General features: G+C 71.2%; 6 protein-coding genes. 4 read left to right on the top strand and 2 right to left on the bottom strand.

The annotated features are described in order from the left end of the window. Window positions 1-37 precede the first annotated feature (37 nt). Both fsxC and fxsT read left to right on the top strand, forming a co-directional pair. A complete protein-coding gene (gene fsxC / locus ACWCP0_RS29470; protein ID WP_451081804.1) occupies window positions 38-1,426 on the top strand; it encodes an FxsC protein in 1,389 nt (462 codons plus the stop codon). Beyond that, complete coding sequence (gene fxsT, locus ACWCP0_RS29465) at window positions 1,410-5,339, top strand: FxSxx-COOH system tetratricopeptide repeat protein (protein WP_451081803.1); 3,930 nt, start codon at window positions 1,410-1,412, stop codon at window positions 5,337-5,339. The genes fsxC and fxsT overlap by 17 nt, the downstream gene beginning before the upstream one ends. A 66-nt stretch (window positions 5,340-5,405) precedes the next feature. Here fxsT and ACWCP0_RS29460 read toward each other — a convergent pair whose 3' ends face one another. Further along, entirely contained in the window at window positions 5,406-6,278 is an 873-nt protein-coding gene (locus ACWCP0_RS29460; protein WP_451081802.1) for an alpha/beta fold hydrolase, read from the bottom strand. 360 nt (window positions 6,279-6,638) lie between these two features. Between ACWCP0_RS29460 and ACWCP0_RS29455 the strand changes: the two genes are divergently transcribed. Next, window positions 6,639-7,724, top strand: a complete 1,086-nt coding sequence (locus tag ACWCP0_RS29455; protein WP_451081859.1) for a S1 family peptidase — start codon at window positions 6,639-6,641, stop codon at window positions 7,722-7,724. A gap of 46 nt (window positions 7,725-7,770) precedes the next feature. On the opposite strand, the gene ACWCP0_RS29450 is transcribed toward ACWCP0_RS29455, so the two are convergent. Continuing rightward, complete coding sequence (locus ACWCP0_RS29450; protein ID WP_451081801.1) at window positions 7,771-8,898, bottom strand: AI-2E family transporter; 1,128 nt, start codon at window positions 8,896-8,898, stop codon at window positions 7,771-7,773. A gap of 278 nt (window positions 8,899-9,176) precedes the next feature. Here ACWCP0_RS29450 and ACWCP0_RS29445 point away from each other — a divergent pair, with 278 nt between their 5' ends. Continuing rightward, on the top strand, window positions 9,177-12,620 hold the full coding sequence (locus ACWCP0_RS29445) for a DNA polymerase III subunit alpha (RefSeq protein WP_451081800.1): 3,444 nt from the start codon (window positions 9,177-9,179) through the stop codon (window positions 12,618-12,620). Window positions 12,621-12,625 lie beyond the last annotated feature (5 nt).

Below are 12,625 nucleotides of genomic sequence, written 5' to 3'. Positions count from 1 at the left end.
CGGAATGATTGATTCGCTCGTACTTCATCATCCGTGAGTGCGGGTGTTCACACAGGACCAGGACGGGGGTCGTGTGCAAGCGTCATCGCAACAGCGGGCGGCGGACCATCGGCCGTACTTCTTCTTGAGCTATGCGCACACGCCGAGGTACGGAGCCGGAGGCCCCGACCCCGATATGTGGGTCGAGCGGCTGTTCCGCGATCTGTGCGGCCACGTGATGGCCATGACCGATCTGCCGGCCGGTGCTCCGGCCGGTTTCATGGACCGGGAGATACGCTCGGGCGAGGGCTGGTCGGAGCGGCTCGGCGAAGTGCTCGCCACCTGCCGCGTCTTCGTACCGCTGTTCTCGCCGCGCTACTTCGCCAGCGAGATGTGCGGGAAGGAGTGGTACGCGTTCGCCCAGCGGGCCATCTACCACCAGGCCAAGAACAACCGGCCGGCCGAGGCCATCGTGCCCGCCCTTTGGGTGCCGGTGCCGCCCGAACAACTCCCGGGCCCCGCAGAGCGGTTGCAGTTCAACCACCGCGCCTTCGGGGACCGGTACGTCACCGACGGCCTCTACGGGCTCATCAAACTCCGCATATTCACCGAGGAGTACGAGCGCGCGGTCTACGAACTCGCCAAGCGCATCGTCAGCGTCGCCGACACCGCCGGGGTCGGGCCCAGCAGGCCCCTCGACTACCGGCAGGCACCCAGCGCCTTCGGCACACCCAACCCGGCCGATTCCCGCAGCAGCGGCCCCCGGCCCATCCAGGTCACGGTCGCCGCTCCCACCCGGCACGAACTGCCCGAGGGCCGCGACCCCGCCTACTACGGCGACATGCCGCAGGACTGGAACCCGTACCACCCGGAAGCGGCCCGGCCCCTCGGCTACGTCGCACAGGACCTGGTCCGCTCCCTCAACTACCAGGCCACCGTGACCTCCTTCGACCTCGACGCCTCACCCGGCGACGCCAAACAGCCGCCGGTGCAGCCCGAGTTGCTCCTCATCGACCGCTGGGCCCTGGAGGACGAGGAGAGAAGGACACGGCTCGCCGCCTTCGACGCCGAGCACCGCCCCTGGGTCAGTGTGGTCGTCCCCTGGAACCGCGACGACCACCAGAGCCGGGCCGCCGACAGCGAACTCACCGCCAAACTCGAGGCGACCCTGCCGACCAAACTGAGCCAGGGCCGCGCCGCCTGCCGGGCCGCAGCCCGCGGCGTACCCAGCATGGAGGCCTTCGGCCAGATCCTCCCCCAGGTGGTGGAGGCCGCCGCCCAGCAGTACCTGAGACACGCCCAGGTCTATCCACCCGCCGGCGGCAGCCACACCGAACGCCCCCGGCTGCGCGGCCCGATGGCCGCCGAGTACGCCACCACGCACTTCATCCACGACATGCTCGACCAGGCGCCCGATGCGGAGGACACGGATGACAGCCAGTCGTGACGGACGCATCGTCACCTTCTACAGCTACAAGGGAGGCACCGGCCGGACGATGGCCATGGCCAACACGGCCTGGATACTCGCCGCGAACGGCAGGCGGGTCCTCGCCGTCGACTGGGACCTCGAGGCCCCCGGTCTGCACCGCTTCTTCCATCCCTTCCTCGACCCCTCGACGCTCGGCGCCACCACCGGTGTCATCGACCTGATCACCGAATACGCCTGGGCCGCCACCAGTCCCGTGCAGCGCCCCGACGACTGGCACCGCGACTACGCGCGCATCCAGCCGCACGCCGTCTCCCTCACACCCGAGGCCCTGGGCTGGGAGTTCCCCGAGGGCGGCACCCTCGACTTCGTCTCCGCGGGCAAGCAGAACCGCGAGTACTCGGCGACCGTCTCCACCTTCGACTGGGACAACTTCTACGACCGCCTCGGCGGCGGGCACTTCTTCGACGCGCTGCGCGACGACATGAAGGCCAACTACGACTACGTCCTCATCGACAGCCGCACCGGTCTCAGCGACATCGCCGACATCTGCACCGTCCATCTGCCCGACGTCCTCGTCGACTGCTTCACCCTCAGCGACCAGTCCATCGACGGCGCGGCAGCCGTCGCCCGCCAGATCGACGAGCGCTACGGCGGCCGCGGCATCCGGATCTTCCCCGTGCCCATGCGTATCGACGAGGGCGAGAAGGAGAAGGCCGACGCCGGACGGGCACTGGCCCGGCTGAAGTTCGACCGCTTCCCGACCGGTCTCGCGGGCGACGAACTCGCCTCCTACTGGGGCGGGGTGGAGATCCCGTACCGCCCCTACTACGCGTACGAGGAGACCCTGGCCACCTTCGGCGACGAGACCGGGCTCACCAACTCCCTGCTCTCCGCCTTCGAGCGGCTCACGTCCGTCGTCACCGACGGGGAGATCACCTCCATGCCCGCGGTGGGCGAGGAGGTCAGGCTGCGGATCAGGGACGCCTTCACCCGCCGCCGGCCCGCCCTGCCCGCCGACCTCTTCCTCAGCTACGTCGCCGAGAACCGTATGTGGGCCGACTGGATCGAGTCCGTCCTCACCCGCGCCGGCTTCCGCGTCGTCCCGCGCGACGTCTCCGCCGAGCCGCCGCAGGAGGGCACGGCCGCGCACGCCGCCGAGACCGCCGCCCGCACCGTCGTGCTGCTCTCCAGCGCCTACCTCAAGTCCTCGCGTGCCATGGAGGTGTGGGAGCGCGCCGCGTCCGAGGACCCCGGCGGCGGCCGGCGCCATCTGCTGCCGCTGCGCGTCGGCGACGTACGCCTCACCACCCCCTACATCGACCGCAACCCCGTCGACCTCTTCCGCCTCGACGAGGTGCACGCCACCACCGCTCTGCTGCGCGCCCTCGACCGGCCCGTGCAGCTCTCCGACGGCGTCCCGCCGGGACCCCGCTTCCCCGGCACCGTCCCCAAGATCTGGAACGCACCGCCCCGCAACCCCGGCTTCACCGGACGCTCCGTCGTCCTGGAGCGGATGCGCGACCAGCTCGGCGGCGGAATGGCGGTCGTCCTGCCGCAGCCCCAGACGCTGTACGGGCTCGGCGGTGTCGGAAAGACCCAGGTGGCGCTGGAGTACGTGCACCGCTTCATGGCCGACTACGACCTGGTGTGGTGGATCTCGTCCGAGCAGCCCGACGACGTCGTCGCCGGTCTCGCCGAACTCGCCACGCGGCTCGGCGCCCAGGGCGGCGAGGACATGGCAGCCGCCTCCCAGGAGGCCGTCGACCTGCTGCGGCGCGGCGTACCGACCTCGCGCTGGCTGCTGGTCTTCGACAACGCCGACGACCCCGAGCAGCTGAAGAAGTTCTTCCCGAGCGGCGGACACATCCTGGTCACCTCCAGGAACCAGACCTGGTCCCAGTACGGCGACGCCCTGCCCGTCGACGTCTTCCTGCGCGAGGAGTCCGTCGAGCACCTGCAGCGCCGCGCCCCCGGGCTGACGCTCGACGACGCCGATCAGGTCGCCGGCGCCGTCGGAGACCTGCCGCTCGCCGTCGAGCAGGCCGCCGCGTGGATCGCCGAGACCGCGACGCCCGTCGCCGCGTATCTGGAGCAGCTGGCCCAGCAGGCCCCGCGCGTCCTCGCGCTCAACCAGCCCGTGGGCTATCCCGAGCCGGTCGCCGCGACCTGGAACGTCTCCATCGAGCGGCTCAAGGAACGCTCGCCCGCGGCCGTGCGGCTGCTCCAGCTCTGTGCGTTCTTCGCACCCGAGCCGATCTCCGCGAACCTCCTCTACAGCAAGGAGATGATCGAAGCCCTCAAGCCGTACGACTCCTCCCTCCAGGAGAAGCTCGTGCTGGGCCGGGTCATCCGGGAGATCGGCCGGTTCGCCCTCGCCAAGGTCGACCAGGTCTCCAACTCCATCCAGGTGCACCGGCTGGTCCAGGCCGTCATCCGGGCCCAGCTCAGCGAGGAGGAGCAGATGGACGCGCGGCACGCCGTCCACCGGATCCTCGCCGGGGCACGCCCCGACGACGACGAGCCGATCGACAACCCCGAGACCTGGCCGCGGTTCAACACCATCTGGCCGCACCTCGGCCCCTCGGAGGCCCGTTTCTGCAAGGAGCCGGAGACCAGGCGGCTGCTCATCGACCGCGTGCGCTATCTGTGGAAGCGCGGCGACTGGCAGACCGCGGGGGTGCTCGCCGAGGAACTGCGCGACTCCTGGCGCGACATGCTCGGAAACGACGACCTGCAGTATCTGTACCTGCGCTTCCATCTCTCCAACATCCTTCGTTCCCAGGGGCGTTACGTGGAGGCGCGGGAGCTGGACGAGGTGACCCTGGAGCGGCAGCAGGCCGTCCTCGGCCCGTCCCATCCGCACACGTACATGACCACCAGTGGCCTCGCGATGGACCTCGGCACGCTCGGCCAGTACGGCAAGGCGATGGAACTGGCCACCGAGGCCCACGAGGGCTTCAGCCAGATCTTCCACGAGTCCCACCCGCGCACCCTGGCCGCGGCCAACAACCTCGCGCTGAACCTGCGCATGGTCGGCCAGTACGCGCGCGCCCGCGAGATCGACCAGGACGTCTTCGACCGGCGCACCGAGGTGCTCGGCCCCGAGCACCCGTACACCCTCTCCTCGGCCACCTCACTCGCCCGCGACCTGCGGGAGGCCGGCCGGTACGAGGACTCGGTGGCGCTGCTCTCGCGTACGTACGACGTCTACAAGGAGACGCTCGGCCGGGCCTTCCCCGGCACGCTGGCGGCGGCGAAGAGCCTCGCCGTGTCGCTGCGCAAGGCCGGCAGGGCGGAGGACGCACGCCGGCTCACCACCGCGACGCGCAACCGCTACCGCGCCAAGTACACCTACGCCCACCCGGACTCGCTGGCCTGCGATCTGAACCTGGCGGCCGACCTGTTCGCGGCCGGGGAGCCCGTCGCCGCGAGGGACCTGGCACAGGAGGTCGTCGACCAGTACATGGAGGTGCCGGGCGAGAAGCACCCGTACACCCTCGCCGCGATCAACAACCTCGGCATCTACCACTGGGGCTGCGGCGCCCCCGATCTCGCGGAGGAGCTGCTGCAGCCGACCATCAGGAGGATGACGGACATCCTCGGCAGTGCCCATCCGCACACCCTGTTCTGCACGGTCAATCTCGCCAACGCCCGTGCGGACATGGGTGAACTGGAGGCGGCACTGGACACCGAGCGGCGCGCGGTCAGGAAACTCCGCGAGGTGCTGGGCGCCCACCACCCGGAGACCCTCGCCGTCGCCTCCAACATGTGCGTCACGCTCAGCGCGCTGGGCCGCAAGGACGAGGCGGCGGCGCTGCGCACGGAGACCGTCGAGGAGCTGGGGCGGCTGCTGGGCGACGACCATGTGATGACCAGGATCGCGCGGGACGAGCGCAGGATCCACCGGGACCTGGAGCCGCTGGCGGTGTGAGGTGAGACGGCGCCGGTTCTCCCCTGCCTTCGGCGGGGGGAGAACCGGCGCCGCCCTGCCCGGGCCTCAGTGATCCGGCTCCAGCAGCCACGTCAGGATCCGCGGGAGCGCGTGCAGCGCGTCGAAGTGCGCGGCGGCCGGCTCCAGTACGGCCGTCACGCCCGGGATGCGCTCCGCGAGCCAGCGGGAGTGGCCGACCGGTGAGAACACGTCCTTCTCGCCGTGCCACAGGAGCACGGGCGGCTTGATCTCGGCCGGATCGAAGCCCCAGGGGCTGCAGAAGGCGAGCGCGTCGTCGATCCAGCCGTACGCCGAAGTGCGCAGCGCCTCCTGGTAGTTGCGGAGCAGCATCGACCGCACCCCGGCGTCCGCGACCACCATCCGGTCGGACTCGGTCAGCTCCCGGCGCAGATCGTCGAGGAGCCTGATGGGATCCCGCCGGATCTCGTCGGAGCGTGTGATGAACCGGGCGGTGAGCCCGTCCGGGTCGGCGGTGGCCCTCGTGTACTCGAGGACGTTGGACGCGGCCATCCCCTCGAACCAGTCGAGACCGTCCGCGTCCCGTGGCGCCAGCGTGACGAGCGCGGCGGCCCTGGTCACCCGGTCGGGCATCAGCGCGGCACAGGCCAGGGCGTGCGGTGCGCCGCCGGAGCGGCCCACGACGGCGAACCGGTCGAGCCCCAGGGCATCGGCGATCGCCCGTACGTCCTTGACGACATCGGCCACACTGCGGCCCTCCAGCCGGTCGGAGCCGCCGTAGCCGGGGCGGTCGTAAGCGATCAGCTGCATTCCGCGCTGGTAGAGCACCATGCCGCGCGGGGCCGGGCCGAGCCTGCTGCCCGGAGTGCCGTGGAGCAGGAAGACAGGTCTGCCGCGCGGATCACCGATGCGCTCCACCATCAGATGCCGCCCGTCCGATGCGCGCACCCGACGTCGCAAGCCCCGCCTCCTTAGCCGTACGGCCCGCATGTGCCGTATACAGCAATACTGTCCTGGCATTCCCCGCCCTAGAGATGATTACCCATCGGTGCGGGGAAAGCGGAGTGCTCGGTAGCGACGAAAACCGGACAGGACTAGTCCTCACACGCCGCCCACGACCCGATCGCAACGGGTGTTCGCAAACGAAACCGTCGGTGGTGACCGATGGTTGTGAACGAACCGAGGGCGCATTCGTGCGGTCGTGTGCGCGTCCTGAAGTCGACCTTGTGTGCTACTGGCCGGTGTCGGAATAGTGGGCGCCCCATCCTCCGTGTGCGGCCACCCCACTTGGCCGTGCGCGGCCCCCACAGGAGGTCGATGTTGAAGCACCGACGCATATCCAAGAAGCGTGCGGCGGCGGCAGGTGGAGCCGTCGTCGCTCTCGTTGCCGCGGGAATCACCTTCCAGACTGCGAACGCCAGCGAGGAAACCCCCCAGTTCACGGTCAAGATCCTGACGGCGACGGCGGCCGGAAACCTCGCATCGACGCTCGGCCAGGAGCTGGGCGTCGACGGGGCGGGCGCGTACTACGACGCCGAGGCCAAGGCCCTCGTCGTGAACGTCGTGGACGAGGAGGCCGCCACGTCCGTGCGCGAGGCGGGCGGCAAGGCCAGAATCGTCCGGAACACACTGGCCGAACTCACGTCCGCCCGGCAGACCCTCACCGACCGCGCCACCATCCCCGGCACTTCCTGGGCCACCGACCACGTGACCAACAAGGTGGTCGTCACGGCCGACCGTACGGTCAAGGGCGCGGACTGGACCAAGCTCCAGGAGGTCGTGAAGGGGCTCGGCGAGAAGGCGGAACTGAAGAAGACGGCGGGGGAGTTCAAGCCCTTCATCGCCGGTGGTGACGCCATCCACAGTGGAGGCGGGCGCTGCTCGCTCGGCTTCAACGTCGTCAAGGACGGCGAGCCGCACTTCATCACGGCCGGCCACTGCGGCGAGGCCGGCAGCGAGTGGTCCGAGTCCGCGGGCGGGCCCGCGATCGGCACGATGGTCGACTCGCAGTTCCCCGAGAACGACTTCGCGCTCGTCAAGTACGACGGCGACACCGAGCACCCGAGCGCGGTGAACCTGTACGACGGCGGCTCGCAGGAGATCACGCAGGCGGCCGAGGCGACGGTGGGCATGCAGGTGACCCGCAGCGGTTCCACCACTCAGGTGCACGACGGTGAGGTCACCGGCCTCGACGCGACCGTGAACTACGGCAACGGCCAGATCGTCAACGGCCTCATCCAGACGAACGTCTGCGCCGAGCCCGGCGACAGCGGCGGCTCGCTCTTCTCCGACGACTCCGCGATCGGCCTGACCTCGGGCGGCAGCGGCGACTGCTCGTCGGGCGGCGAGACGTTCTTCCAGCCGGTGACGGAGGCGCTGGAGGTCTTCGGCGCGCAGATCGGCTGACGCCTGTGGCCGAGGGGTACGGGGTGTCGCAGGTACCCCGTACCCCTCAGCTCGCCCGCGGCCCGGCGCGCCCGTCAGGGGCGGGCGGGCCCTTGCCGGGCAGGGTGCGCAGGGCCTGGTGGGCCGACCAGAGGACCGAGACCAGCGGTACGGCCACGACAGCGCCGATCACTCCGGCGGCGACGGCCCCGCCGACGACCGACAGCGCGACGACCACCGGGTGCAGCCGGACGGCCCAGCTCATCACGATCGGGTGCAGCAGATGCCCCTCGATCTGGCCGATGATCACGATCAGCGCGACGACGACGGCCGCGATGACCGGCCCCTCGGTCGCCAGCGCCACCACGGCCGCCACGGCGAGGGCGATGGGCGAGCCGACCAGCGGAATGAAGGCGGCGAAGAACTCCAGCAGGGCGAGGGGCACCGCGAGCGGCACGCCGAGAAGGTAGAGGGCCACGCCGACGAGGATCGCGTTGGTCGCCGCGATGAGCACGATGCCGTGCGTGTATCCGGTGAACGTCTTCCACGCCGTGCTGCCCGCCACCGACACCCGCTCCCGCACGGACACCGGAAGCTGGGCGCAGAACCAGCCCCACTGCCGGTCGCCCGAGTGCAGGAAGAAGACCGAGCAGAACAGCGCCAGCGCGAGCGTCGTCAGCACCTCCACCAGCCGCCCTGCGCCGCTCAGGGCCGTACTGATGACCGTCGAGCGGTGGCTGGACAGGAACCGGCCGATCCGGGACTGGACGTCCGTGAGCGCCTCCGGGTTCAGCCGGAACGGCGGCTGTTCCAGCCAGCGTTCGATTCTCTCGATGCCGTCGCCGAACTCCCGCTGCAGCGTGCCCCGCTCTTCGGCGACCGTCTCGCCGATGAGGGCCAGGATGCCGAGGACGACGACGATGCTGCCGATCAGCGCGACGGCGACGGCGAGCGGTCGAGGCAGCCTGCGGGCCAGCAGATCGGCCACCGGCCGGAGCATCGCGGTGACGACGAGCCCGAGAAAGACGGCGACGGCGAGCTCGTGAAAGCGCCCGAGGGCCGAGAAGACGGCGTACACCAGGGCTCCCACGACCAGCACGCGCCAGGAGTAGGCGGCGGCCGTGCGCAGGACGGGCGCGACCGGCGGCTCGCCGCCCGTGCGCCCCGGCAGCTGCCCGTCGCCACCTCCCGGCACGACCCGACTCGTACCACCCGGGGAGCGGCGGCCAACGTGACGCGATCGACATTCCCCCCGATGGCACCCGGGACCGCCCGCTGTGACGCCGGCTCCTGTGCCCGTCCGCCGTGGCGCGCGGGTGTCGCGCACGGGCGTCCCGTACACCGTTTGCGCAGGTGGGGCGGGATCGGGTGTCGGATGGGACATGAGGGCCGCAGCTATCGCACGGTTGTTCGAAACTTGGTCTATGGTGGAGGCGAGGGGGAGGTGAGAACGGATTGATCCAGGAGGTGCGGATGCCCGGGTTCACGCATCTGCACACCGTGTCCGGATTCTCCGTACGGTACGGAGCCTCGCACCCGGAGCGGCTGGCCGAGCGCGCCGCCGAGCGGGGCATGGACGCACTGGCCCTGACCGACCGCAACACCCTCGCGGGCGCGGTCCGGTTCGCCAAGGCCTGCGCCAGGGAGGGGGTGCGTCCGCTGTTCGGTGCCGAGCTCGCCGTACGGGAGCAGGCGCCCACGACCGCCGCGCGGCGGCGCACACCGGTGCGCGGCGGAGCCTTCGTCGACGAGTCGACCCCCCGGGTCACCTTCCTCGCCCGCGACGGCGCGGCCGGCTGGGCGGAGCTCTGCCGGCTGATCACTGCCGCGCACACCGCGGCCGATCGGCCCGTCGTCGAGTGGGACGCGCTGGATGCTCCCGGGGCCCGGGACGGGCTCACCGTGCTGCTCGGCCCCGCATCCGAGGTCGGCGGGGCGCTGGCCGCAGGCCGCCCCGACCGGGCGGCCCGGCTGCTCGCCCCCTGGCGGGAGCGGTACGGCGACGCCCTGCGCCTCGAAGTGGTGCACCACGGCCTTGCGGGCACGGGCCCCGGCTCGCTGCGGCTCGCCGCACGTACCGCCGGTTTCGCCGCCGAGCAGGGCGTCCGGGCCGTGCTGAGCAACGCCGTACGGTACGCCGACCCCGGCCAGGGCCCGGTCGCCGACGTCCTGGACGCGGCCCGCCGGCTCGTCCCGGTCGACCCGGCCAAGGGCCTGGACAGCGGAGAGCGCTGGCTCAAGGGCGCGGACGAGATGTACCGCGCGGCGGAGCGGATCGCCGAGGCGGCCGGATGGCGGCGCGACGCCGCGCACCGGCTGCTCACCGTGACCGAGGAGACCGCCGCCGAGTGCCTCGTCGACCCCGAAGGCGATCTGGGCATGGGGTCCGTCTACTTCCCCGAGCCGCATCTCGTCGGCGCCGGGCAGCGCAGCGCGCAGCGCGTCCTCGCCTCCCGCGCCGCCGCCGGGATGGTGCTGCACGGCTACGACCGCAGGCCCGATGCCCGCGCCTACTGGGAGCGGATGCACTCCGAGTTGGACATCATCGGCTTCCACGGCAACGCCTCGTACTTCCTGACGGTTGCTCAGGTCGTCGACGACATCAAGAAGATGGGCATCCGGGTCGCCGCACGCGGCTCCGGCGCCGGATCACTGGTGAACCATCTGCTCGGCATCGCCCACGCCGACCCGGTCGAGCAGCGCCTGCTGATGGAGCGCTTCCTGTCCAAGCGCCGGTTCGTGCTGCCCGACATCGACATCGACGTGGAGTCCGCGCGCCGGCTGGAGGTCTACCGCGCGATCATCGACCGCTTCGGCGAGGAGCGGGTCGCCACCGTCGCCATGCCCGAGACCTACCGGGTGCGGCACGCGATCCGGGACGTGGGCGCCGCGCTCGGCATGGACCCGGCCGAGATCGACCGGCTGGCCAAGGCGTTCCCGCACATCCGCGCGCGCGACGCCCGCGCGGCGATGGCGGAGCTGCCCGAACTGCGCGAGGTGGCGAAGGAGAAGGGCGGACACCGCAGGCTGTGGGAGCTGGTCGAGGGCCTGGACGCGCTGCCGCGCGGCGTCGCCATGCACCCGTGCGGGGTGCTCATCTCGGATGTCTCGCTGCTGCGGCGTACGCCCGTGATGCCGACCAGCGGCGAGGGCTTCCCGATGTCCCAGTTCGACAAGGACGACGTCGAGGACCTCGGGCTGCTCAAACTCGACGTGCTGGGCGTGCGGATGCAGTCCGCGATGGCGCACGCCGTCGCCGAGGTCGAGCGGGCGACGGGTGAGCGGATCGACCTGGACGACCCGGGGCAGGTACCGCCGGGTGACCCGGCGACGTACCAGCTCATCCGCTCCGCCGAGACGCTGGGCTGCTTCCAGATCGAGTCGCCCGGCCAGCGCGATCTGGTCGGCAGACTGCAGCCCGCGACCTTCCACGACCTGGTCGTCGACATCTCGCTGTTCCGTCCGGGGCCGGTCGCCGCCGACATGGTCCGGCCGTTCATCGAGGCCCGGCACGGGCGGGCACCGGTCCGCTTCCCGCACCCGGATCTGGCCGGGCCGCTGGGGGAGACGTACGGGGTGGTCGTCTTCCACGAACAGATCATCGAGATGGTGAACATCATGACCGGGTGCGGCCGGGACGAGGCCGACCGGGTGCGGCGCGGGCTCTCCGACCCGGAGTCGCAGGGGCGGATCAAGGTGTGGTTCGCGCAGCAGGCGGAGCGGAAGGGATACACGGCCGAAGTGATCGCGCGGGCCTGGGAGATCATCGAGGCGTTCGGCTCGTACGGCTTCTGCAAGGCGCACGCGGTCGCCTTCGCCGTGCCGACGTACCAGTCGGCGTGGCTCAAGGCGCACCATCCCGCGGCCTTCTACGCGGGGCTGCTCACGCACGACCCCGGGATGTATCCGAAGCGGCTGCTGCTGGCGGACGCACGGCGGCGGGGAGTGCCGGTGCTGCCGCTGGATGTGAACCGGTCGGCGGCCGCCTATCGAATCGAACTGATGTCTGATGGAAAGTGGGGCATTCGCCTCGCGCTCTCCGATGTCCATGGCATCAGCGAGGCGGAGGCGGCGCGGATCGAGGAGGGGCAGCCGTATGCGTCCCTGCTGGACTTCTGGGAGCGGGCGCGGCCGGGGCGGCCGGTCGCGGAACGGCTCGCGCAGGTCGGCGCGCTGGACGAATTCGGCGCGAACCGCCGGGACCTGATGCTGCACCTGGCCGAACTCCACCGCACGCAACGGGGCCTGGCCTCCCACGGCGGCCAACTGCCCCTGGGCGGCGGCCGCAGGACCGCGCCCGTCGGCCTGCCCGACCTCAACGAGGCCGAACGGCTCAGCGCCGAGCTCGGCGTCCTCGGCATGGACGCGTCCCGCCATCTGATGGCGGACCACCACGCCTTCCTCGACGAGCTGGGCGCGATCCCCGCGCGGCGGCTGCGTGACGCCGAACACGGCACGACCGTGCTGGTCGCGGGCGCCAAGGCGGCCACCCAGACCCCGCCGATCCGCTCCGGCCGCAGGGTCATCTTCACCACCCTGGACGACGGTACGGGGCTGGTCGACCTGGCCTTCTTCGACGACAGCCACGAGGCGTGCGCGCACACCGTCTTCCACTCCTGGCTGCTCCTGGTGCGGGGAGTGGTCCAGCGCCGGGGCCCGCGCAGCCTCAGCGTGGTCGGCTCGGCGGCCTGGAACCTCGCGGACCTGATCGAGGTCCGGCGTACGGGCGGTCTCGACGCGGTGGCCGAGCGGCTGGCCGCGACGGATTCCGCCGGACCTGCCGCCTCGCCTGCGGACCGCACCATCCGCATGTCCACCGGCTACGAGATGAACGCCTGGGCGGACCTCCGCCCGGCGGGTGAAGGGACCGCGCCCGTAAGGAAGTTGTGGCACCAGAGTCCGGGGAGCGCGGGATGACGAGG

The sequence above is a fragment of the Streptomyces sp. NPDC001970 genome, from assembly GCF_053594115.1.
Note: the sequence above shows the minus strand (reverse complement) of the source record. Positions and strands in the feature narration are given on the sequence as shown.